The 23,793-nt window shown below is 65.9% G+C and carries 19 protein-coding genes and 1 tRNA gene; 13 read left to right on the forward strand and 7 right to left on the reverse strand.

What is annotated here, in order from left to right; translation table 11 throughout:
• Positions 1-213 precede the first annotated feature (213 nt).
• Positions 214-1,332: an acyltransferase family protein gene (locus tag CFB46_RS23870; RefSeq protein ID WP_089501491.1), complete on the reverse strand. Its 1,119-nt coding sequence runs from the start codon at positions 1,330-1,332 to the stop codon at positions 214-216.
• A 257-nt stretch (positions 1,333-1,589) separates the two neighbouring features.
• On the opposite strand from CFB46_RS23870, the gene CFB46_RS23880 reads away from it, so the two are divergent.
• Complete coding sequence (locus CFB46_RS23880) at positions 1,590-2,039, forward strand: HU family DNA-binding protein (RefSeq protein ID WP_027782645.1); 450 nt, start codon at positions 1,590-1,592, stop codon at positions 2,037-2,039.
• Between the two features lie 273 nt (positions 2,040-2,312).
• On the forward strand, positions 2,313-3,155 hold the full coding sequence (locus CFB46_RS23885) for an AadA family aminoglycoside 3''-O-nucleotidyltransferase (protein ID WP_089502322.1): 843 nt from the start codon (positions 2,313-2,315) through the stop codon (positions 3,153-3,155).
• 102 nt (positions 3,156-3,257) lie between these two features.
• On the opposite strand, the gene CFB46_RS23890 is transcribed toward CFB46_RS23885, so the two are convergent.
• The 3 genes from CFB46_RS23890 to CFB46_RS23900 all read right to left on the reverse strand — a co-directional run bounded on the left by CFB46_RS23890 (position 3,258) and on the right by CFB46_RS23900 (position 6,664).
• Positions 3,258-3,731: a VOC family protein gene (locus CFB46_RS23890; protein WP_089501492.1), complete on the reverse strand. Its 474-nt coding sequence runs from the start codon at positions 3,729-3,731 to the stop codon at positions 3,258-3,260.
• Between the two features lie 398 nt (positions 3,732-4,129).
• A complete protein-coding gene (locus tag CFB46_RS23895) occupies positions 4,130-5,287 on the reverse strand; it encodes a porin (RefSeq protein ID WP_027782647.1) in 1,158 nt (385 codons plus the stop codon).
• A gap of 420 nt (positions 5,288-5,707) precedes the next feature.
• Entirely contained in the window at positions 5,708-6,664 is a 957-nt protein-coding gene (locus tag CFB46_RS23900; RefSeq protein WP_027782648.1) for a YihY/virulence factor BrkB family protein, read from the reverse strand.
• Positions 6,665-6,818: 154 nt separating this feature from the next.
• Here CFB46_RS23900 and fdnG point away from each other — a divergent pair, with 154 nt between their 5' ends.
• The 7 genes from fdnG to CFB46_RS23940 all read left to right on the forward strand — a co-directional run bounded on the left by fdnG (position 6,819) and on the right by CFB46_RS23940 (position 16,044).
• Complete coding sequence (gene fdnG / locus CFB46_RS23910) at positions 6,819-9,890, forward strand: formate dehydrogenase-N subunit alpha (protein ID WP_143751655.1); 3,072 nt, start codon at positions 6,819-6,821, stop codon at positions 9,888-9,890.
• Between the two features lie 10 nt (positions 9,891-9,900).
• Positions 9,901-10,815: a formate dehydrogenase subunit beta gene (gene fdxH / locus CFB46_RS23915; RefSeq protein ID WP_027782651.1), complete on the forward strand. Its 915-nt coding sequence runs from the start codon at positions 9,901-9,903 to the stop codon at positions 10,813-10,815.
• The gene (locus CFB46_RS23920) at positions 10,812-11,438 is read left to right on the forward strand and encodes a formate dehydrogenase subunit gamma (RefSeq protein ID WP_027782652.1); all 627 of its coding nucleotides are present in this window, start codon (positions 10,812-10,814) and stop codon (positions 11,436-11,438) included. The genes fdxH and CFB46_RS23920 overlap by 4 nt, the downstream gene beginning before the upstream one ends.
• 108 nt (positions 11,439-11,546) lie before the next feature.
• Entirely contained in the window at positions 11,547-12,482 is a 936-nt protein-coding gene (gene fdhE / locus CFB46_RS23925; RefSeq protein WP_179235106.1) for a formate dehydrogenase accessory protein FdhE, read from the forward strand.
• A 74-nt stretch (positions 12,483-12,556) separates the two neighbouring features.
• On the forward strand, positions 12,557-13,996 hold the full coding sequence (gene selA / locus CFB46_RS23930; RefSeq protein WP_089501494.1) for an L-seryl-tRNA(Sec) selenium transferase: 1,440 nt from the start codon (positions 12,557-12,559) through the stop codon (positions 13,994-13,996).
• Positions 13,993-15,918, forward strand: a complete 1,926-nt coding sequence (selB, locus tag CFB46_RS23935) for a selenocysteine-specific translation elongation factor (RefSeq protein WP_089501495.1) — start codon at positions 13,993-13,995, stop codon at positions 15,916-15,918. Before selA ends, selB begins: the two co-directional genes overlap by 4 nt.
• Before the next feature lie 30 nt (positions 15,919-15,948).
• Positions 15,949-16,044, forward strand: a tRNA-Sec gene (locus CFB46_RS23940).
• A gap of 304 nt (positions 16,045-16,348) precedes the next feature.
• Here CFB46_RS23940 and CFB46_RS35480 read toward each other — a convergent pair.
• Positions 16,349-16,966, reverse strand: a complete 618-nt coding sequence (locus CFB46_RS35480) for a hypothetical protein (protein WP_143751656.1) — start codon at positions 16,964-16,966, stop codon at positions 16,349-16,351.
• A 1,047-nt stretch (positions 16,967-18,013) separates the two neighbouring features.
• Between CFB46_RS35480 and CFB46_RS23945 the strand changes: the two genes are divergently transcribed.
• A complete protein-coding gene (locus CFB46_RS23945; RefSeq protein ID WP_027782656.1) occupies positions 18,014-18,502 on the forward strand; it encodes an HrpB1 family type III secretion system apparatus protein in 489 nt (162 codons plus the stop codon).
• Between the two features lie 154 nt (positions 18,503-18,656).
• On the forward strand, positions 18,657-19,754 hold the full coding sequence (locus tag CFB46_RS23950; RefSeq protein WP_089501496.1) for a hypothetical protein: 1,098 nt from the start codon (positions 18,657-18,659) through the stop codon (positions 19,752-19,754).
• A 156-nt stretch (positions 19,755-19,910) separates the two neighbouring features.
• Here the strand turns inward: CFB46_RS23950 and CFB46_RS23955 are convergent, their stop codons facing one another.
• Both CFB46_RS23955 and CFB46_RS23960 read right to left on the reverse strand, forming a co-directional pair.
• Entirely contained in the window at positions 19,911-20,765 is an 855-nt protein-coding gene (locus tag CFB46_RS23955) for a methionyl-tRNA formyltransferase (RefSeq protein ID WP_089501497.1), read from the reverse strand.
• Positions 20,766-20,973: 208 nt separating this feature from the next.
• On the reverse strand, positions 20,974-22,734 hold the full coding sequence (locus CFB46_RS23960; protein WP_089501498.1) for a hypothetical protein: 1,761 nt from the start codon (positions 22,732-22,734) through the stop codon (positions 20,974-20,976).
• 233 nt (positions 22,735-22,967) lie between these two features.
• Here CFB46_RS23960 and CFB46_RS23965 point away from each other — a divergent pair, with 233 nt between their 5' ends.
• Positions 22,968-23,273 (forward strand): hypothetical protein, encoded by a 306-nt coding sequence (locus CFB46_RS23965; RefSeq protein ID WP_027782660.1) that lies wholly within the window; start codon positions 22,968-22,970, stop codon positions 23,271-23,273.
• A 19-nt stretch (positions 23,274-23,292) separates the two neighbouring features.
• On the forward strand, positions 23,293-23,652 hold the full coding sequence (locus CFB46_RS23970; RefSeq protein ID WP_089501499.1) for an HrpB1 family type III secretion system apparatus protein: 360 nt from the start codon (positions 23,293-23,295) through the stop codon (positions 23,650-23,652).
• Positions 23,653-23,793 lie beyond the last annotated feature (141 nt).

Raw genomic sequence — 23,793 nt, forward strand, 5'->3', positions numbered from 1 at the left:
GCGTGCCGATGACGGGGGACGTCGCGCGTGAAACCGGTGCGGAAGCATTCGCCGGGCGAGTGGATCGGTGGATGGGGGGGCGGTCTGCACGACGCTTGCGCCGGTGTTGCCCGATGACGCGGCATCGGCTGTCATGCCATCGGCCGCCGGCGTCGTCACCGGTATCGCGGCGTTGCGATCTGACCTCGGCCGCACACCGCGCCCGTGTGCCGCTCAGCGCGGCGACGCGCTCGGCTGTGCGGCGAAGTACCGGGCCAGCATCGCGGCGATCGGCTTCTTGAAGTCGAGCAGGCGCTTCTCGAGATAGCGCCAGGACAGGTGCGCGAGCAGCACGGCGAGCGCGAATTGCAGCATTTCCGGCAGCGCGTCGCGGACGATGTCCGGCATCGGCACGTGCGCGAACGACGCGGGCAGCACGCCGAAGCGCGCCGGAATCAGGTTGTGGAACAGATAGAAGCCGTAGCTGATCGTGCCGAGATAGGCGAGCGGCGCCCAATCGAGCAGCGCGACGACGGGATGCTCCGGTTCGCTGACGATCCACAGCATCAGTGCGCCGAGCGACACGGACAGGCCGAGATCCGCGAGCCCCGCGACCGCATCGGGCAACGCCGTGCAGGCGGGCAGCACCAGGAAGAAGGCGACGCCGGCCGCGCCGAGCCAGCCGGGCGGCACGCGGCGCGCGGCGGCCGCGCCGCGATCGGCGAGCGCCATCGCGCCGACGCCGCCGAGCGCGATCAACGCGAAATTCCACGGGGAAAACGCGTAGATGAGCACCGGCGACGCGTCCGACAGGTAGAGCGCGAGATGCGCGAGCGCACACAGCGCGACGGCCGCGACGCCGAGCGCGACGTGTCGCGCGGCGGGCACCGCGAGCAGCGCGAGCGGGGCGATCAGATAGAACTGCTGTTCAACGGCGAGGCTCCAGAAGTGCGACGTGGAGCCCGGCCAGCCGTCCTTGACGACGCCGATCCAGTAATTCGACAGGAACGCCGCGTGCCATGCGAGCCCGAGGTTGACGCCGCGCTGGTAGAACAGCGCGTGCGCGATCGCGAGCGCCGCGAGCAGCAGGTAATACACGGGAAAGATCCGCAGTGCGCGCTTCGCGAGGAACAGCGCCAGCGCGTGGCGGCGCGTCATGGTGCCGCGCTCGATCGCCTGGCGGTTGCGATGCAGCTCGCCGACGATCAGGAATCCGCTGATGAGGAAAAACGTCCACACGCCAAGCTTGCCGACGTCGACGGCAAGGACATGGCCCTTGTGGGACAGGAAAACGAGGATGACGGCGAGGGCTCGCAGGCCGTCGAGTCCTTTGACGTATCTGACTTCGCGCATGGAGGCATCCGGGCATTGAGCGAGCCCAGTATAGGTGCGCAAATATCGAACGTAATTCGCGTTCGGACGTATACGTGAAGGTGTTTTTTTACGCTCGAGCGTCGATGAAGTCGGTCGCGCGCAACAAAACCTGCGGGAAACCCCGTGAAAACGCATAAAAGTACTGCACGAAGCGTCAAGGCGCTTGTAGAATCCGGCGTTGAAGCGCGCGCGTTGCACGCTTCGTGTATCCAACGACCACACCTGGTAGGAGAAACATGGCGACTTCCGCAAAAAAGGTGGCCAAGAAGGCTGCCGCACCGGCCACCAAGAAAGTGGCTGCCAAAAAGGCTGCGCCCGCGAAGAAAGTAGTGGCCAAGAAGGCTGCCGCGAAGGCAGCACCGGCTGCTCCGACGCCGCTGAAGGACAAGTTCACGAAGGCATCGCTCGCAACGCACATCGCTGAGCGCGCAGCTGTCGAAGTGAAGGCGGTCAAGGCAGTGCTCGTCGCACTCGAGAACGTCGTGCTGGGCTCGGTTCACAAGAAGGGCGCAGGCGAGTTCACGCTGCCGGGTCTGCTGAAGATCACGGCACAAGTCGTGCCGGCGAAGAAGAAGCGCTTCGGCAAGGATCCGTTCACGGGCGAAGAGCGTTGGTTCCCGGCGAAGCCGGCCAGCGTGCGCGTGAAGGCACGTGCGCTGAAGAAGCTGAAGGACGCGGCAGCGTAATGCCGCGCAACGACTGCCGAATGCAAGTCGGCAGCCGTTGCGATGTCCCGAGATCCCCGTACGCGACAGCGTGCGGGGATTTTTATTGCGCTGCGCAAATCGCGCGGCGGCGAATAGCCGGCCCGGCGATGACGGGTTGCCCGACGCAGGATGGGCAGCGGCTCGCATGCCGCGCATTCGCATTCGCATCCGCATCGCCGAGCGGCAACCTGCATTCGCGCGACGCGTTGTTTCGTCGCGTTCCGTTGCGAGCGCATCGCCATGTTCGCCATCATGACTGACCTCATCCCGCACGACATCGCCGGACAGGTCGCCGCCGCCCGCGCCACGATCGAACGGCAGCTCGGTGCGACGCTGCAAGCGATCCACCTGTTCGGATCGGCGCTCGACGGCGGCCTGAAACCGCGCAGCGACATCGATTTGCTGGTGACGGTAGCGGTGCGCCCGGACGAAGCGGTGCGGCGCGCGCTGATGTCGGACCTGCTCGGCGCGTCGGCACCGCCCGGTTGCGGCGGCGACATGCGTGCGCTGGAGGTCACCGTCATCGCACACGGCGACGTGGTGCCGTGGCGCCATCCGGCGCGACGCGAGCTGCAATTCGGCGAATGGCTGCGCAGCGATCTGGAAGCCGGCATCGTCGAGCCGCCGCTGGTCGATCACGATCTGGCCATTCTGTTGACGAAGGTGCGACAGCACGGTGTCGCGCTGGTCGGGCCGCCCGCGAACGTGCTGTTCGAGCCGGTGCCCGCGCGCGACTTCGTCGCCGCGCTGCTTGCGACCGTTGCACAGTGGAAGGCCGAGCCGGCCTGGCGCGGCGACGAATGCAACGTCGTGCTCGCGCTCGCACGCATCTGGTACAGCGCCGCGACCGGCAGGATCGCGCCGAAGGACGTCGCCGCGACATGGGTGCTGGAGCGCTTGCCGGACGTGCACCGGCCGGTTGTAGCGGCTGCACGTGCTGCCTATCTCGATGGCGAAGCGGGCGCGGCGATCCTGTCGGGCGAGCCGCTGGCCGAATTCATCGGCTACGCGCGGCGGACGGTCGAGTCGATGCTGTCGGCGGAGCAACGGGCGCCCACGATGCACGCTACCGGTTCAGCGGCCGGCCACGGATAGCGAACGCCTGCGAGCCGGCTCCATGCGCAAACCGTCGAGCCGCGTGCATGCGGGCGGCCCGGCCCGGCGCGGCGTCACATAAGCGTTGCTCGCCGCCGGTCGTCAGCCCGCCGTGCCCGCAAAGGCGGCCTTCAGCGCGGCGTCGTCGAACTTGGTCATCTGCATCATCGCGGCGGCCACGCGCCCCGCCTTGACCGCGTCGCGGTCGGCCATCATCGGGATGAGCGCTTCCGGAACGATCTGCCACGACACGCCATAACGATCCCTCAGCCAGCCGCAGCCGTCGGCCGTGCCGCCGTTGTCGAGCAGGGCGCTCCAGTAGCGGTCGAGTTCCGCCTGGTCCGCGCAACTGACGAGCAGCGAGATCGAATGGTTGAACGCCTCCGTGCGCGGGTGGCTCATCGCAAGGAACGGCTGCCCGAACAGCTCGAATTCGACCATCCGCGTGCCGTCGGTGCCAGTCACCGCCGTGACGCGCACGATGCGCGAATCCGGAAAGATGCCCGCATAGAAGGCCGCTGCTTCTTCGGCTTCAGTCGAATACCAGAGAAAAGGCGTGATCTTCTGAATCGTCATGACGAATCTCCTGTCTGTATGGGTTCGGGGGCAAACCGTATGCCGCCATCGATACGACGGACGACGCCTGCCGGAATCGACACGCGGCGCAAACAAATCCCGCATCGATCGAGCCGGGCGACGCCGGCTGTGCGGATGGTAGTCGTCCTACGGAGAAACGGCGACCTCTTTGGACATGGAAAACGGTGTTGCGGGTGCATTGCAGCCGCCATGTGCCGCTGCCGGTTCGCCGACCCATGTCGGGGCGTCGGCTTTCGCGCGAAGGCCCTGTAGGCGATGTCGGCCCTCCGCCGGCTGGAGTTGGACGAAAAAAAGCCAGCCGCAGTCGAAACCGGGGCTGGCTTTCCAGGTCGGTGCGCAAGGCGTCGGAGACGCCGTGCACGCCGGATACTTCGTTTTTAGAACTTGTGGCGCAGGCCGAGTGCGACGATTTCCTGCGAGCTCTTGCCGGCGATGCCGTACGAGCCGACCGACGCTTGCGCATCGCTGCCATCGGCGTTGTGGCCGCTTGCGTGCTGGTACGCGCCAACCAGGTAGATGTCCGTACGCTTCGACAGCGAGTAGTCCGCGCCGAGCGAAACCTGGTGGTACTTGGCGTCCGTCTGGCCGCTACCCTTCGTGTAGATGTAGCCGACGCCCAGCAGCAGCGGTGCCGATGCCTGGTACGTGACGAATGCGCGGCCCGTGTTGTACTTCTGGTTCGTACCGAAGCCAGAGTTCGCATCAGCCTTGTACTGCGCGTTGCTGTAGCCGAGGCCGAACGTCACCGGGCCGAATGCATACTGGCCAGCGACTTGTGCGATGCCGATCGACGATGCCGACGAGTACGCGTTGTTGATGAAGGTGCCCGAGCCGTCGAAGATCGCGTCCGACGTGCCGGCCCAGCCGGTGCGCTGGCCCGTTGCGCTCAGCGGAGCCGAGTTGTTCGCGTGGAAGTAGCCGGCAGCCAGGCCGAGCGGGCCGTTGTTGTACGCTGCCGCTGCCGCCCACGTCTGACCCTTGCCGGTTGCGCCCGCGACGCCGCCGAGTGCGTACATCGCTTCGACTTGCAGGCCTGCCCAGACCGGCGACGTGTACTTGATCGCGTTGCTGACGCGCAGGCTGTTGTCGTTGTTGTCGACGTCACCCGGCGTGGCGAACACGCTGCCGAAGTAGTTGTCAGCCGTGACTGCCTGAACCAGGTCGACGAGCGGATCGTACTGGCGACCCAGCGTCAGCGTACCGTACTGGTCGCTTTGCAGGCCGACGAAAGCCTGGCGGCCGAACATGCGCTGGCCTTGGCCCAGTGCGCCCGATGCCGAGTTGAAGCCGTTTTCCAACTGGAAGATCGCCTTCAGGCCGCCACCGAGGTCTTCCGAACCCTTCAGGCCGAAGCGGCTGCCTTGCAGGTTGCCGCTACCCATCGACCACGAATTGTTACCTTGACCATCGTTACCGTGAACGTAGGTGATCGACGTGTCGATCACGCCGTAGAGCGTCACGCTCGACTGAGCCTGAGCAGCGCCGGCAGCGCCCAGCAGGGCGAGCGAGAGGGTCGAGAGAGCAAGTTTCTTCATCGTTGAGTTTCTCCACGCAAGTGATTCATCGTTATTTGTTGCGGATTGGAGAATAGCTCAGTGCCATACACGCAAGAAAGCTTAAAAAATAAAGTGTCTCGAAAAGGTAACAGCGGGAAAAAGTCTATATATATCAAGCACATCAGCAACTGTTCCTATTTATGAAATAGTTGACAATTGCTGCGCCGCGATTGTTTCAATAGTTGACGCGCATGTCGGCAGACCCCCTGTTTCGGCCCGTGGCAGCAGGAAAACGAGGGTGTGCAAACGTTTGCGGTTGCAGGTACGTGCGCGTCGACGTGGCAAGAAGCGCCGACGCCGCGTGAATGCGCGGCGGACGTCGGGGTTGTGAAGGCGCGAGCGAGTGTGCCGGGGGCGCGAGAGAGATCGATGTGCGGCCGTTTTCAGCGGACGGGTGAATCAGTCGTCGCGCGGGCGATTTTCCGCTTGACCGGCTTGATGGCCTTGATCGGCAGCTTGAGCGGGCGCTCCCGGTGCCGAATTCTCTGCCGCCCGATGCGCGTTGCCGCGGGCCGCCGCGAACTCCGCGCCGAGCAGCAGCACGACCGCGGAGAAGTACAGCCACATCAGCAGGACCGCGAACGATCCGGCCGCGCCGAACGCGCTCGCCGTGCCCGCACGTGCGAGGTACAGCGCGAACAGCTTCTTGCCGCCGGAGAACAGGATCGCCGACACGATGCCGCCGATCGCGGCGTCGCGCCACGCCACGCGCGCATCGGGCAGGAACTTCATCAACGACGCGAACGCGGCCGCGAGCACCGCGATGCCGACGAAGAACTGCACGAGGTTCGTGACGACCACGTACGGCGAATTGCCCAGCAGCCAGGTGCCAATGAAGGTGATCGCGGTGTCGAGCACGAGCGACACGATCAGCAGGAACGCGACGCCGAGCACGAGGCCGAACGAGATCAGCCTCACCCGCACCAGCCCGAGCATGCTCGACCAGCGGCTTTCGGTGGCCGGCCAGATCACGCTGAGCGCCGCGCTGAGCGACGCGAACGTGGCCGATGCGCCGACCGCGAGCGCGGCGAACGAGATCAGCGTGGCGAGGCCGCCGCGCTCGCCCGCGCGGTGTGCGTTCTGCACGATCGTCTGGATACTGGCCGCCGCGTCGTCGCCGATCAACTGGTGCGCCTGTTCGAACACCTGGCCGCGCGCGGCGTCGTCGCCGTAGAACCAGCCGGCCACCGCGATGACCATCACGAGGGTCGGCGCGAGCGAGAACGCGGAGAAAAACGCGATGCCCGCGGCCATCGCGGAGCAGCGATCGGACGAGAAGCGCTTGAACGCGGTGAGGGCCCAGTTGGCCTGCTGCTGGGCGAGACGGGTGGCTTCGGAAGTGATCTGTCGTTTCATGACGGTTCGGTTGCGCGCGGAACGCGGATCATCGGAGTTTGATCGCAGGTTAATCGGACAAATCGGTATTGATCCGAGGATTCGATCATAGTTGCCTGAACTGTCTATAATTCCTTTCAGTTTCCCCCCACCCCACAATAACGCCGAGACCGCCATGCTACAAATGTCCCGGCGCCAGTTTCTGAAGGTGACGGCCACGTCGCTTGCCGGATCGAGTCTTGCCCTGATGGGCTTTTCTCCGTCCGAAGCGCTGGCCGAGGTCCGACAGTACAAACTGGCGCGCACAGTCGAAACGCGCAACACCTGTCCTTACTGTTCAGTGGGTTGCGGCATCCTGATGTACAGCCTCGGCGACGGCGCGAAGAATGCGCAACCGAGCATCATCCACATCGAAGGCGATCCCGACCACCCCGTCAATCGCGGCACGCTGTGCCCGAAGGGCGCGAGCCTGATCGACTTCATCCACAGCCCGAACCGCCTGACGCATCCCGAGTATCGTGCGCCCGGCTCGGACAAGTGGGAACCCATCTCGTGGAACGACGCGCTCGACCGCATCGCGAAGCTGATGAAGGCCGACCGTGACGAGAACTTCGTCGAGACGGCCGAGGACGGCGCAAAGGTCAACCGCTGGCTCACGACCGGCATGCTCGCCGCATCCGCGGGCAGCAACGAGGTCGGCTACCTGACGCACAAGACCATCCGCAGTCTCGGGATGCTCGCATTCGACAATCAGGCGCGTGTCTGACATGGCCCGACGGTGGCAGGTCTTGCCCCGACGTTTGGCCGTGGAGCGATGACGAACCATTGGGTCGACATCAAGAACGCGGACGTGATTCTCGTGATGGGCGGCAATGCAGCCGAGGCCCATCCGTGCGGTTTCAAGTGGGTGACGGAGGCGAAGGCGCACCGCAAGGCGCGGCTGATCGTCGTCGACCCGCGCTTCACGCGTACGGCCTCGGTGGCCGATTACTACGCGCCGATCCGCACCGGCACCGACATCGTCTTCCTGGGCGGCGTCATCAATTATCTGCTGACGAACGACAAGATCCAGCATGAGTACGTGAAGAACTACACGGACTTCTCGTTCATCGTGCGCGAGGATTACGCGTTCAACGACGGCATCTATTCCGGCTACGACGCCGACAAGCACGCGTACCCGGACAAGTCGAGCTGGGACTACGAGCGCGGCGACGACGGTTTCGTGAAGGTCGACCCGACGCTGCAGCATCCGCGCTGCGTCTACAACCTGCTGAAGCAGCACTACGCGCGCTATACGGCGGACATGGTCCAGCAGGTCTGCGGCACGCCGAAGGACAAGTTCCTGAAGGTGTGCGAGATGCTCGCGACCACGGCCGTTCCGGGCCGTGCCGGCACGGTGCTGTACGCGCTCGGCTGGACCCACCACTCGATCGGCGCGCAGATCATCCGCACCGGCGCGATGGTGCAGTTGCTGCTCGGCAACATCGGCATCGCCGGCGGCGGGATGAACGCGCTGCGCGGTCACTCGAACATCCAGGGGCTGACCGACCTCGGGCTGATGTCGAACCTGCTGCCGGGCTACATGACGCTGCCGATGCAGGCCGAGCAGGACTTCGACGCGTACATCAAGAAGCGCGTGCAGCTGCCGCTGCGGCCGAACCAGTTGAGTTACTGGAAGAACTACAAGGCGTTCCACGTCAGCTTCATGAAGTCGTGGTGGGGCGACGCGGCCACCGCCGAGAACAACTGGGCCTACGACTACCTGCCGAAGCTGGACAAGCAGTACGATCTGCTGCAGGCGATCGAGCTGATGAATGCCGGCAAGATGAACGGCTACATCTGTCAGGGCTTCAATCCGCTCGCGGCGGCGCCGTCGAAGGTGAAGACGGCGGCAGGTCTCGCGAAGTTGAAGTGGCTCGTGATCATGGATCCGCTCGCGACCGAGACGTCCGAGTTCTGGAAGCATCACGGCGACTACAACGACGTGGATGCGTCGAAGATCCAGACCGAGGTGTTCCGCCTGCCGACCACCTGCTTCGCGGAGGAAAACGGCTCGCTCGTGAGTTCGAGCCGCGTGCTGCAGTGGCACTGGAAGGGCGCCGAGCCGCCGGGCGAAGCGAAGAGCGACCTCGAGATCATGTCGGGGCTGTTCCTGCGCATGCGCAAGCTGTACCAGAAGGACGGCGGCAAGTACCCGGACCCGATCGTGAACCTGACCTGGCCGTACGCGAACCCGGAAAGCCCGACGCCCGAAGAACTGGCGATGGAGTTCAACGGGAAAGCGCTCGCCGATCTGCCCGATCCGAAGGATCCGGCGAAGCCGCTCGTGAAGAAGGGCGAGCAGCTCGCCGCGTTCGCGCAACTGAAGGACGACGGCACGACCGCGAGCGGCTGCTGGATCTTCTGCGGTGCATGGACGCAGGCCGGCAACCAGATGGGGCGGCGCGACAACTCCGACCCGACCGGCATCGGCCAGACGCTGAACTGGGCGTGGGCGTGGCCGGCGAACCGGCGGATCCTGTACAACCGCGCCTCGTGCGACGTCGCCGGCAAGCCGTTCGACCCGACCCGCAAGCTGGTCGGCTGGAACGGCAGCGCGTGGAAGGGCGTGGACGTGCCGGACTTCAAGGTGGACGAACCGCCCGAAAACGGGATGGGGCCGTTCATCATGAACCCGGAGGGCGTCGCGCGCTTCTTCGCCCGCGCGGCGATGAACGAAGGTCCGTTCCCCGAGCACTACGAGCCGTTCGAGACGCCGCTCGCCGCGAATCCGCTGCACCCGAACAACCCCCTGGCGCTGAACAACCCGGCCGCCCGCGTGTTCCCGGACGATCGTGCGTCGTTCGGCAAGGTGTCCGAGTTCCCGCATGTCGCGACGACGTACCGGCTGACCGAGCATTTCCACTACTGGACCAAGCATGCACGGCTGAACTCGATCATCCAGCCCGAGCAATTCGTCGAGATCGGCGAAGACCTCGCGAAGGAAGTCGGCGTCGCGCATGGCGAACACGTGAAGGTGTCGTCCAAGCGCGGCTACATCATCGCGGTCGCCCTCGTCACGAAGCGGATCAAGCCGCTGACGGTCGACGGCAAGAAGGTCCAGACGGTCGGCGTCCCGTTGCACTGGGGCTTCAAGGGCCTGACGAAGCCCGGCTATCTCGCCAATACCCTGACTCCGTCCGTGGGCGACGGCAACTCCTATACACCGGAATTCAAGTCGTTCCTGGTGAAGGTCGAAAAGGCGTAAGGGGGAAGAGATGGCATTGCAATCGCTGGATATCAAGCGGGTCTCGGCCACCACGACGCCACCGCCCACGGTGCGCGAACCGGTGACCGGGAGCGTCGCGAAGCTGATCGACGTATCGAAGTGCATCGGCTGCAAGGCATGCCAGACGGCATGCATGGAGTGGAACGATCTGCGCGACGAGGTCGGCACCAACGTCGGCGTGTACGACAACCCGGCCGACCTGACCGAGCATTCTTGGACGGTCATGCGGTTCTCCGAATACGAGAACCCGGCGGGCGACCTCGAGTGGCTGATCCGCAAGGACGGCTGCATGCACTGCGAGGATCCGGGCTGTCTGAAGGCGTGTCCGTCGCCGGGCGCGATCGTGCAGTACAACAACGGGATCGTCGATTTCCACGAGGAGAACTGCATCGGTTGCGGCTACTGCGTGACCGGTTGCCCGTTCAACGTGCCGCGGATCTCGAAGAAGGATCATCGCGCGTACAAGTGCACGCTCTGTTCCGACCGCGTCGCGGTCGGCCAGGAACCGGCCTGCGTGAAGACCTGCCCGACGGGCGCGATCGTGTTCGGCACCAAGGAGGACATGAAGCAGCACGCGGCCGAGCGAATCGAGGACCTGAAGGAGCGCGGCTTCGAGCATGCGGGGCTGTACGACCCGCAGGGCGTCGGCGGCACGCACGTGATGTACGTGCTGCATCACGCGGACAAACCGTCGCTGTACCACGGGCTGCCCGACAATCCGTCGATCAGCCCGATGGTGAAGCTGTGGAAGGGCATCGCGAAACCGCTCGCGGTCGCGGGCCTCGCGCTGACCGCGCTGGCCGGATTCTTCCACTACGTCCGCGTCGGTCCGAACGAGGTGAGCGACGAAGAGGAATCGGCCGCGCGCGACGAAGCGCGACGCATCAAGGAGGACGCGAAATGAACCACGACGACCCCAACCTGATCGTCCGCTACACGCCGAACGAGCGCACGAACCACTGGATCACCGCGATCACGTTCGTGCTGCTCGCATTGTCCGGGCTCGCGCTGTTTCATCCGTCGATGTTCTGGCTCACCGCGCTGTTCGGCGGCGGCCAGTGGACGCGGATCCTGCACCCGTTCGTCGGTCTCGTGATGTTCGTGTCGTTCGCGATCCTCGTCGTGCGCTTCTGGCACCACAATGTGCTCGACGCGGACGACCGGCAGTGGCTGAGGCAGATCGACGACGTGCTGACCAACCAGGAAGACAAGCTGCCGCCGGTCGGGCGCTATAACGCCGGGCAGAAGCTGCTATTCTTCACGCTGGTGGCGTGCCTGCTGCTGCTCCTGCTGTCGGGAATCGTGATCTGGCGGCGCTACTTCTCGTTCTACTTCCCGATCGGGGTGATCCGCGCGGCCGCTGTCGTGCATGCCGTGGCGGCCTTCGTGCTGATCGCGAGCATCATCGTGCACATTTACGCGGCGTTGTGGGTGAAGGGTTCGATCGGCGCGATGGTGCGCGGCACCGTCACGCTGGGCTGGGCCCGCAAGCATCACCCGAAGTGGTTCCGTGAAAGCGTGAAGTAACGCAGCGGAGCGGGGCGGTAAGCCGATTGCGGCGTATCGTTCCGCCCACCGCCGGAATCGCCCGAAAGCGCCGATTCGTCGGCGCTTAGTTTTTTGGAAGACATTTTCGTGACACAACGCATTCTGGAGCCGACCGAGATCTCGGCACTCGATCATTCGGCCATTCCGCGCTTTCGCCTGCCGGAGCGTGCGACCGCGTTCGCCGCGCGCGCCGCGCGGCTGCGCAAGCTTGCCGACCTGAACCCGATCAGCGGCTACCTGCGGCTGATGGCCACCGTCGCCGACGCGCAGCATGCGACGCTGCAGACGCTGGAGCTGCCGCTGCCGTCGAAGGAATCGATCGCACGCGCGCAGGAACATTCGATGCCGCTCGTGCCGGCGCTCGACGGCGAGCGCGATTCGCGCTGGCGCGCCGTGCTGTATGAACTGCTCGATCGCGTCGAAAGCGCCGGGCTCGTCAATCCGCCGCTCGCGAAGCTGCTCGACCGGCTGCGCCTGATGGCGCCCGCCGAACTCGACGCGCAGGCCGATGCGGTCCTCGCGCTGCGCTTCGCCGAGGTCGACCCGGCCACCGCGCCATTCCTGATGGCCGCGCTGCAGGTCGCGTGGACGGGTCTCGCGAGCCGCGTGACGCCGGCCGATGTCCCGTATCTCGACCAGCCGGGGCTGTGCCCGGTGTGCGGCACACATCCGGTCGCGAGCGTGGTGCGGGTCGGCGGCCAGTATCAGGGCTACCGTTTCCTGCAGTGCGGGCTGTGCACGACCGAGTGGCACATGGTGCGCACCAAGTGCTCGCACTGCGATTCGACGAAGGGCATCGCGTATCACGGGATCGAAGGCGGCAGCGAAGCCGTCAAGGCCGAATCGTGCGACGAGTGCAAGACCTATCGCAAGATCGGCTATCAGGAGAAGGACTACGAGTTCGAGCCGCTCGCGGACGATCTCGCGAGCCTCACGCTCGACCTGCTGATGAACGAGGCCGGCTACCAGCGCAGTTCACCGAACCCGCTGTTGTGGCCCGACGTGTCGCGCGAAGCGGACTGACGGCACGGGGCCGGGGCGGGGCGCGAGCGCCGGCCCCGGCCGACTGCGAAGCATGAGACTGGAGCCACCACGACGTGACCGAACCGGGAGTGAATGAATTGAACGCCGTGCTGGCGCGCGTGCCGTCGGTCGAACGCGTGCTGTCGTCGGCGCCGCTGCAGCCGCTCGTCGCGGACTATGGCCGCACGCGCGTGCTCAATGCCGTACGCGCCGAACTGGAACGCTGGCGCACGGCGGCGCAGCACGATCCCGCGGCGGCCGAGCCGCTCGACGAGCCGCGCATCGCCGCGGCCGTCGCGCACACGTTGGCCGCACAGAGCGCGAGCGCCGTGCGCACCGTGTTCAACCTCACCGGCACCGTGCTGCACACGAACCTCGGGCGCGCGCTGCTGCCCGACGACGCGGTGCGCGCCGTGGTCGACGCGCTCACGCGGCCCGTCAACCTCGAGTTCGATCTCGCCACCGGCCGCCGCGGCGACCGCGACCACCTGATCGACGATCTGCTGTGCGAACTGACGGGCGCGGAAGCCGCGACCGTCGTCAACAACAATGCGGCGGCCGTACTGCTGACGCTGTCGGCGCTTGCGACGAAGCGGGAAGTGGTCGTGTCGCGCGGCGAGCTGGTCGAGATCGGTGGGGCGTTCCGCATTCCCGACATCATGAGCCGTGCCGGCGCGAAGCTGCACGAGATCGGCACGACCAATCGCACGCATCTGCGCGACTACGCGGACGCGATCGGCCCGCGCACGGCGCTGCTGATGAAGGTGCACTGCAGCAACTACGCGATCAGCGGCTTCACGAAGGAGACGACGCTCGCCGAACTCGCGCCGCTCGCGCGCGAGCACGGGGTGCCGATCGCCGTCGATCTCGGCAGCGGCACGCTGGCCGACCTGTCGCAATGGGGCTTGCCGCACGAGACGACCGTGCAGGAAACCGTCGCGGCCGGCGCAAACGTCGTCACGTTCAGCGGCGACAAGCTGCTCGGCGGCCCGCAGGCCGGCCTGATCGTCGGCGATCGCGCGCTCATCGCGAAGATCAAGAAGCATCCGCTCAAGCGTGCGCTGCGCGTCGGCAAGCTGACGCTCGCGGCGCTCGAACCCGTGCTGCGCCTCTATCAGTCACCCGAATTCCTGCGCGACCGGCTCACGACGCTGCGCCTGCTGACGCGCCCGCAGCGCGAGATCGCCGAAACCGCCGAACGCATGCGCCCGGTGCTGCAGGCCGCGCTCGGCAGCGATTTCGACGTGACGGTCGAGCCGATGTTCAGCCAGATCGGCAGCGGTGCGCTGCCGGTCGACCAGTTGCCGAGCGCCGGGCTCGTCGTGCGCTCCGCGGACGGCAAGCGCAGCGGCCGCGCGCTCATGCAGCTGGAAAAACGCCTGCGCGAATGGCCGCGTCCGGTGCTCGGCCGCGTGGCCGACAACGCGCTGCGGTTCGACCTGCGCTGCCTCGAAGCGGCCGACGAAGCGGCGTTCGTCGCGCAATGCGTGCCGCTCGCGGGGCCCGCTGCATGATCGTCGGGACCGCGGGACACATCGACCACGGCAAGACCACGCTCGTGCGTGCGCTGACGGGCGTCGACACCGATCGGCTGAAGGAAGAGAAGGCGCGCGGCATCTCGATCGAACTGGGCTATGCGTATACGCCGCTCGACAACGGCGACGTGCTCGGCCTGATCGACGTGCCGGGCCATGAGAAGCTGATTCATACGATGGCGGCCGGTGCGTGCGGCATCGACTTCGCGCTCGTCGTGATTGCCGCGGATGACGGCGTGATGCCGCAGACGCGCGAGCATCTCGCGATCCTGCAACTGCTCGGCGTCACGCATGGCGCCGTCGCGCTGACGAAATGCGATCGCGTCGATGCCGCACGCGTTGCCGAGGTGCGCGACGAGATCGCCGCGTGGCTGCACGACTCGACGCTGGCCGGCGTGCCGATCTTCGAAACGCGTGCGACGGTGGCCGACGATCCGGGCGTCACCACGTTGAAGCAGCATCTGGCGGACGCGGCGATCGCATGGCGCGCGCGTCGCGACGACGGGCTGTTCCGGCTCGCGGTCGATCGCGTGTTTACGCTCGCCGGGCAAGGCACCGTCGTGACGGGTACCGCGTTCGCGGGCCGCGTCGCGACGGGCGACACGCTCGCGATCGTGCGCACGGGCGGCGCGGCCCGCGTGCGCAGCATCCATGCGCAGAACCGGCCGGTCGAGGCCGGCCATGCGGGCGAGCGTTGCGCGCTGAACCTGGCCGGCGTCGACAAGGCCGACGTCGAGCGCGGCGACACCGTCGCCGATGCGCGGCTCGTCGCGACGTCGCCGCGTCTGGACGTCGAGCTGACGCTGCTCGCGGACGCGGGGTTGACGCTGACCCACTGGGCGCCGCTGCACGTGCATCTCGGCACGCTGCATCGCATGGCCCATGTCGCGCTGCTCGACGGCGACACGCTCGCGGCCGGCCAGCGGATGCGTGTGCAACTGATCTTCGACGAGCCGGTGTTCGCACTGCCGGGCGACCGCTTCATCGTCCGCAATCCGCAGGCGACGCGCACCGTCGGCGGGGGCCGGGTGCTCGATCCGTTCGGGCCGGCGCGCAAGCGCCGCACGCCTGCGCGCCGCGCATGGCTCGATGCGCTCGCGACGTGGCTCGACGAAGGGCGCCTCGATGCGCTGCTCGTGCAGGCGCCGCTCGGCATTGCGCGCGCGACGCTCACGCATCTGACGGGATTCGCACCCGATGCGCTGGCGTTGCCTGGCGATGCGCTGGCGATCGGGCAACGCGATGCCGCGTCGAACGAAGGCGCGGTGATTGCGCATGCGCACTGGCGTGCGTTGCAGACGCGGGCGGTCGATACGCTGCGCGTGTATCACGAGCGCATGCCCGACGAGCAGGGACTCGACGCCTCACGCTTGCGGCGGATGGCCGCGCCGCTCGTCGGCGATGCGCTGTGGCGCGCGCTCGTCGATGCGCTGGTGGCGGGCGGCGAAGTCGCGCGCAGCGGGCCGTGGCTGCATCTGCCGTCGCATTCGGTGAGCCTCGAGCCGCGCGAGGAAGCGCTGACGCGGCAACTGCTGCCGTTGATCCACGCGGGGCGCTTCGATCCGCCGTGGGTGCGCGACCTGGCCCGCGATACGGGCACGGCCGAGGACGCGGTGCGCGCGCTGCTGCGCAAGCTCGCACGGCGCGGCGACGTGCAGCAGGTCGTGCGCGACCTGTTTTATCATGCGGACGTCGCACGCGAACTGGCGGAACTGATCGCGCATCTCGCGCCGTCGCGCGGCGGCGGGCTCGATGCCGCGACGTTCCGCGATGCGACGGGCCTCGGTCGCAAGCGCGCGATCCAGATTCTCGAGTTCTTCGATCGGGTTGGGTATACTCGCTTCCGCCGCGATCTTCACTACCTGCGGCCTGACAGCGGTTGGGTGGGTATTCAGGCGTAGGCGCTCGTCGTTCTTGTGTTTTTTCTCCGCGGAAGGCATTCGTATCCGGTGGTACGGCCGGGCTTCAAACCCGGTTGGGGGTGTCAGACACTCCCGGGTCAGTTCGACTCTGGCTGCCTTCCGCCAATCATGGCTTCGTGCGCATTTCGGTGGCTTCGGCGGCTCCTCCAACCGATATGGACGAAGCCAGCGACCGCACGTCGCGTACGCGGCCGTATCAAGGCAATATTCGACGCTGAAACAGTCATGGGCCATCGTACTGGCGGTGAGCGCTCGATGCACACCGTCTGTTCATGAGCGTGCGACACGGGCAATCTGATTCCGACCAGATGTGCAATGGGCTTGACGTCCTCCCTGCCTTCAGACAGGGAGGACGTCAAGGTCATGCCTTACGCTCCCAACGTTCCTTGCCGATCGGCTAAAGGCGTTCTTACCATCCGCGCTGAATACCGGTCTTCACGATGTGCGCGTCATAGTCTTCCTCGGAACTGAGCTGGGCTCTAAGGGCATTGTAATAGTCAGGAGCTTGAACACCATGGATCTGATGTTCGCTACCATTCGGCGCCTGATAATACGGGTTCATTCCGGACCGATCTGGCACGACGACGGCCTGCGGATATACCGACTGACGCGCGGCTAATTCCCGATCAACTTGACGAGCGGTGTGCGCATGCGATTGCGGGACGTAAACGCCACGAAACTCTGACGGCGGAATACCGTGACGGGTGTCTTCGTACGGGGATGCATATGCCGCTGGGGCACTTGCGTGCGCTGTCACCATAAAAGTATTCTGCATCCGATGGTAGGCCTGCGATTGCCCGTGAGGTGACAAACCTGTTGTTTGTTGATTCCTCGCCATCATCGCGAGAAGCTGCTCAGGCTCCATACCGCCATTCACCAATTCTTCAAAATCCTTACGTTGTTCGGGACTCAACGAGTGAAGCACCTCTTCCGTTGATGGCGCGTGTGTTTCAGTATGCAGCCGGCCGTATCCATGGCGCTCGAGCGCGACGGACAGCGCCCCATGCGCAGGATTTTCCAGAGCCATGCGCGCGGCGCGCGCCCGCTGTTGAGGATCCGAGCTACCCCGTATCCGGGTAACATCAATATCGTCCCGCTCCACTCGGCCGTCGTGTGATTGATTAAATGCAATGTTCCGATCTCGCATCTGGTTTTGAGAAAGGACACCGTGTCGCCTTACGCTGCTATAGGAGGCGGCAAACGCGGGATCAGTCGTCGTTGGCGCAGAAGATGGACGCCCGTGGAATGCCGGCGGCATCCCATGGATAGGAGGCTGCGTGTGAGAGGCGGGCCAAGTCCCCGACCCTGCCCCCGAGCCGGGCGCTGGGTACGGTTCATGAAAATCAGTCGTGTAAGCCTGGTTGCCGTACGTCACTCGAGGAAAGCTGTTGTTGCCCGTCATGTGGGTTTCTCCGGTTAACCACAAGGTGTACTACCGATATTAATGATGTAGGCCGACCCGGAAGCCTCACTCACGCGCAATAAAAGCATGAAACGCGAACCAGAGAACGCTTCAATCTGAAAGCGGCAATTGACTGGAAGTAGTGCAACTAAAGATTGCACCGGCGTACTACCGGCGCGAATCCGGCCCGGTACGTCGATCACCGACAACTTGTGTTGCCACGCTCGAAGAAGCGTTCGCACGTCGAGCATCATTCCATGGACAGCGCCTCGTGTCCGTGGTGACCGCTCCATTTTATGAGCCGGTTGCGTGCGGACGCTGCATCGGTCGCCGGGGGCGATTCGACGGGCACAGCGTGGCCGATGGCCGGCGCGCATCGACCGATGGCGGGGCGTCTTCGACGCCGGGCATCGAGCAAGTCCCCGCCTTTCGATACACGGCGAGCGATCCGGCCTATCGCACCGATCGATCCCGTCGCGGTCGGTTTTCTTCTCCGTGCTCTCTTCGCATCCCGATCGTTCCGTTCGCATCGCGTCGGCGAAAGCCGACCCGATACAAGAGACTAACCGCCAGGGGACGCCCACACGCACGAGCCGACAGCAAGCGCGGCACGGCTGTGCGCAGCGCCGCCGTGCGCTTTTTGATTGCAGCACTCCAGCAGACGAGGACATCGTGACTTACACAGGATGCAGGGATGAGATTGCCGGCGGCCTAACCAAGGTGCTGTGGACGGCTTCGCAACTCGACGACGAAGCCGACTTCGAGGATCTCCTCGAAGCGATCCGCGTGCTTTGGCCCAGGTGGCCCGGGGCGGGGACGGTCGCCGCGTGGCGCTACGTCCGGCGCCAGGCATGGGGCGATGCGCGCCGCGTGCTCGAAGACGACGACACCGAAGCGAAGCGCTCGGGGCTTCATGCCGCACTGATGGCGGTGTGTCTTTTCGGCCTCGAAGACCCGCTGTGGCATAGCTATGCGCTCAGCGCGGCCGAGCAGCGCGAAAGCATCGAGGGCGCGAAGATCGGCGCGCGTCTGCTCGAGCGCGCCGCAAAGCTCGACGCCAGCGTTCGAGCGCCTGCGTCCACCGACGCACCGGCGAGCACGCACGGCGTGCCGGCCGACAACAGCGGATTCTCCGCGTCGATGACGTGGGTCCGCGCATGAGCAGCCGTTTTCACCTTTTCCGCGCGCCGGGCGATTCGCATTTCAATTGCGGCCTTCGCATCGGTGCGCTTGTAGCAGCGGCAGCAACCTAGACTGACTTTGCCTCGTAGTACCGACGGTCACGCAAACACTTACCCGACAGGAAGAAGACATCATGAATCTGAACGTTCCGAGTATGACCACCTACCCCACCGATCCGGCGAGCTACCTGCAACGGCTGACCAGCGGTGCCTCGGCGAGCTCGACGCAGGACGTGCTCAAGGATCTCATCGGCCTCATCAGCCAGTTGCTCCAGCAGATGCAGACCGGGCAGAACGGGCAGGCCGGCGGCATGCCCGGTGGCGGCGCGGGCGCAATGCCCGGCGGTATGGGAGCAACGCCCGGCGGTATGGGGGCGACGCCCGGCGGCATGGGGGGCGCGGGCGCCATGCCGGGCGGCACCGGGGGGATGACGGTGCAAAACGCGGCGGGCGTGCTGGCCTCGTACATGGGGCAGCATGGCATCAGTGCGTCGGACCCGAACGCGATGTACAAACTCGCGTCGAACGCCGACGGCGGCACGCCGCCCACGGTGCAGCAAGCGGCGCAGACGATGCTCGCGAACCCGGGTGCCTACCAGCAGATCGAGACGCACGACGTGGCGGGCACCGACGGCAAGTCCGGGGTCGGCAATTTCCAATGGGCGGCTCAAGGCGGACTCGGTGCGGCGGGCAACGCAACGGGCGGCGCGGGCGGCGTGGCGGGGCAGCCGGGGACGACCGGCGGCTTGCCTGGCACGGGCGGTTTTCCGGCGAACACCAGTACGCTGCCGACGACGGGCGGCTTGCCGGCAACGGGCGCGACGGCAGGCTTCACACCCGGTACGGGCGACCTGTTGAAGGACGGCAAGCCGCTGCAGATGGCCGACGAAGGCAAGGCGCTGGCCAACTTCAACGCGCAGGATGGTGCCGACTTCCAGGCCATGGAAAGCGCGTTGTCGCACGGCGACGGCAATGCCGCGGCGAAGACGCTCGCCAACGCGGTGAAGTCGGGCAAGTTGAGCCAGTCGGATGCGGCGGCGATCGGCGCACAACTGCAGCAGACGGCGAACGCGCATGGCGGTGGCAAGATCAGCCACGACGCGAGCAAGGCGCTTTCGGATGCGCTGGGCGGCGCGAACGTGCTGACGCCGGGCAAGACGCGCGCCGCGGTCGCCTTCGAGAACATCACCGGCATTCACACGGGTACGATCGCCGGCGTCAGCACGAAGTAACGTCGCCGGCAGTTCCGGCGATCATCCCGATCGGCGGCCCGAGCGGCCGCCGATCGGGGGCTGCAGGAAGCGATGATCGGCGACAATCGGCGGCCGCGCTGCGAAACACCGCAGCGCGGCCGCTTCGTTGTTTACCGGCGCAACCGACGTCCCGATTCAGCCCGCCATCTGCTGACGAAGGGACGCGTTCAGCGGGCTCCATTCGAGCAAGGCGACGAAGCCGTCCTGCGCGGCGACCACGACCCAGCGCCGGTACTGATGCACGATCTGCCCGGACTCGTACGTGTGTGCTTCCTGCCAGGCGGTGGCGCGCCGCACGTGGACGGTCGTGCCGAAGAGCGGCGCGATCGATTCGACGTTCCCGCAGGCCCGCACGACGCGCATCACCTCGGCCACGGGCTGCGCGAAATCGATCGTGCGCTCGGCATCGGCAACGCGCGGCCAGTAGCTGCCCGCACCTTGCGGACGCCGTTCGTTCCAAAGCCGATCGAAGTCGCGGGCCACGCGCGTGGCCAGCCGAAGGGCAGCCATCTGCAGCTTCAGCTGCAGCGTCTCGTGCCATTCGTCGGCATCGAGTGGAAAGCATTCGGAATCGACGATCTCACCGGTATCGAAATCGGCATCGATTCGATGGCAACTGACGCCCCACTCGCGCCGCCCCTCGAGGATGGCGCGCATGGCCGGGTACGGGCCGCGCCCGTCGGGCAGCGGTGACGGATGAAAGTTCGCCGCATGGCGCAGATAGGGCTGCCACGCCGGAATCTTCCAGTTGTAGCCGGCCACGATCAGTGCCTCGCATTGCCGTTCGGCGAGCCAGCGCAGATCGTCTTCGTCGATGCGCGACAGCTGCACCGGAATGCGCAGCTTGTCCGCGCGCTCGACGAGTTCGCTATTGAAGTCGAGCCGGTTGTCGACCGGAATCGAGTAGAGCGCCACAGGCTCCCAGCCGGCGGCCACGAACGCGTCGAAGACGACACGCCAGCGATCGAAGCCGGCGAACGCGAATCGCATGGGTCGGTTCTCCCTTTCACAATGAAGGTCATGGCGGCATGGACGGCGATGACGGCCGACGGCCACACCCCGCTTCACGGTAAGCGCGCACGGTGGAGGACAGCCTGTGCATTCCGAAGTTTCGTCGAGTGCCGCGAACCGGCAAATGAATCGCCGATTGCGCGCCGCGGCGAGGACGTCGCTATTGCGCCTTACGCCGCGCCGCGCGTCAAGATCTCAGCCCGAGGTTCTTCTTGATGGCGTCCTCGGCCGTCTTGGCGGCGGTTGCCGTGAGGCCGGGCTGCCCGATGATGTTGGCGATCTGCTTGAGCCGCTCGCTGTCGGTCAGCGGTGCGGCGCTCCGGCTGGAAGCCGACGTATCGCGCGGCGCCGTCGCCGCTTGCGGTTTTTCGCGCCGCGCGCGTGCCAGCTGCGAAAGCAGCAGTGCCGCTTCGCCCTTCGGAATGCCGCTGTCTGTCAGCAGCGTGTGCGCGGCGATCAGATCCTGATTGCGGCTCGCGCGCGGATGGTTGCCCACGATCGCGAGCGCCTGCCTCGCGCGCTGTGCGCCTGATGCATCGACTGCCATGTCGGCACCCGCGAGCGCCGCAAGCGAGGCTGGATCGAGGCGCCCGATGCTCTTGGTGACCATCGACAGAATATGCTTGACCACGATGTCGCGCTCGGCATCCTTGTGTACCTTCGCCTTGTCTTCAGCATGCATGCCCGAGATCAGGCGCTTGCTGAACGACGTCGCGCTGTTGGCGTAGCGGCGTGCATCGTCATAGAGCGACGCATAGATACCCGCCTGCGCCTGCGGGCTACGCAAGTCCGCAGGCAGGCCTTCGTCCTCCGGCCGAGCCTCCATCGCGCGCAGATCGTCGATCTTCGCGCGGCTCGTTTGCAGCGCCGCGCGCAGGCGCTCGTCCTGCGTCTGGCCCGTGTAGTCGTGCGGGGCCAATACCGTGTCGACGTAGCGTTGAATCGTGGCGGCCTTCGCATTGCGCAGGTTTTGCCGTCCTTCGACAAACGGCTTCTTCAAATCGAGCGCTTCCTTGACCGCGTTGGTCAGGTGCCCGGATGCCGCGAGCGGTGCCAGCGCGCCGTGCGAGCCGCCAATGAGCAGCCCGCTTGCCGTCAGACCGATGGCGGACGTGACCGACTGGTAGAGCGCGCCGTTACGTTGTTTGCCCTTGTTCTCCGCGATGCTCATGGCGGTCAATACGTCGCGGGCATGCTGCGTGAGCGGATGCGCGTCGTCTCGCGCAATGCGCGAGAGCTTGCCTTTGTCGTATTGCCATTCTCCCTTGCTGTTTTTCGTCAGCAGCAGGTTGTCGACCTGGTTCGGCATTGGCGCGCCCGGCGGGCGTTTTTCGGGGTGCTCGAAGCGTTCGACGTCGGCGGCGAGCATCGCCTTGACCTTGGTTTCGTAACGGCTATGGATCGAATGCGCGGCGGCGGCGTTCGAGCCCGAGGCCAGCGCGTTCACGAGGTCGGTGGCGGGCGCCGCGTCGTAGCCGAACTGTCCGTGCGCCGCCGTCGATGCACCGTTCAGGCCATCTTTCGCGGGCCGCTTGGCGGCGAAGGCCGTCAACGTCATGCCTTTGCGGTTGACGCCCATCGCGTGCGCGAAATCGGCGAAGAGCCGGCCCTTGCCGCCGGCGCCCGGCACGAATGCGCCGATGTCGTCCACGCCGGGCTTTTGCGGCGCGATAGCCGCTGCGGGCTTCGGAGCAGCGGGCGCGGCGGGCGGACCTTCCGCGCACGGGCGCTTGCCGATGCTGCCGAGTTCCTCGATGAGCGCGCCGGCACTCGCGCGCCGCGTCGGCATCGGCGCGGGTTTCGCTCCGGTGGAGGGGCCGGGGTCGCTCGGCGTGCGGGTGAGGGACGCGGATTCGATTGCATGCGACGGGAACGCGATCTTGGGTGGGGGCGCCATGATGTTTTCGGACCAGGAGACAAGATGGACTGCACTGTGCGAGCCGGTCATGACACTCCCGTGAACCGCGCGAAGCATCGTTCGGATTGGCGAAGCAGGTTCGCGGCGGCATACCGCCGAGCCGTCTCGCGGGTGTTGCTCATTCGGTTTTCGCGGTGCGGCTTCGCGCGCGCGAACGCTTTCGCATCCGCATTCATTAGATTGGAACGAGGGCCGCCTTCATGCGGTTCGGTGTCGCGCGTTTCATCGAACGCGCGTTTCGTTCACGATCAAGGAGAAAACGAATGAGCTTCATCGGCAATATTGTGAAGAGCGTAGTCGGGGATGTCACCAAGGCTGCAGGGGATGTTCTCCATGGTGTCGGCAACGCGCTGCACGGCGCGGCGACGTTCGGCAAGGGGCTGCTGAGCGGCAACCCGAAGGAAGCCCTTGCGGGGGCAGGGGCCATTGCGAAGGGTGGGCTCGAGGCGCTCGAGGGCGGCACGGCGCTCGCGGAAAACCTGACGCCGGAGGGCGCCGCTACCGCGCTCGCATTGGCGGGCGGCAAGGAGGCGGTGCGAACGCTGACCTCAGGCACGGGCGCCGCCTGATGCACGGACGGTGACGAGCATGATGGAGCTTCTTACCGAACGGCCGGCCGATGCGCCGGCCATGGCGCAGGCGATCATCGAGCATATCGAGGCCAACGAGCTGGACGAGGCCGAGGCGCTGCTGGCGCGCATGGACGATGTCTACCCCGAAACGCGCGAGGTGCACGTGTTTGCCGTGACGATCGCATTGGTGCGCGGGCGTCCGCACGAAGCGTGGCAGATCGTGAACGGATTGCCCGACGATCGCGCGCCCGAACTGAAGGCGATCTGCCTGAAACTCCTCGACGATCCGTCGTGGCATGGCTATGCGACGGCACACGAGGACAGTACCGATCCCTACGTGCGCCTTGCCATGCGGCGCCTGCTCGAAAGAGACTGATGACCGCTCCCGGGGCCTTCGGCCCCGCTCGGCGAACCCCATCGAGTCGTTTCCGTCGAATCCGGGTAGTCGATGTATTGACGACGAGCGGCGTTTCGCGCGGCGGAAAATGCCGTGCAAAGAAATCCCGCCCGGACATCG

The sequence above is a fragment of the Burkholderia sp. HI2761 genome, assembly GCF_002223355.1.
Lineage (GTDB): Bacteria > Pseudomonadota > Gammaproteobacteria > Burkholderiales > Burkholderiaceae > Burkholderia.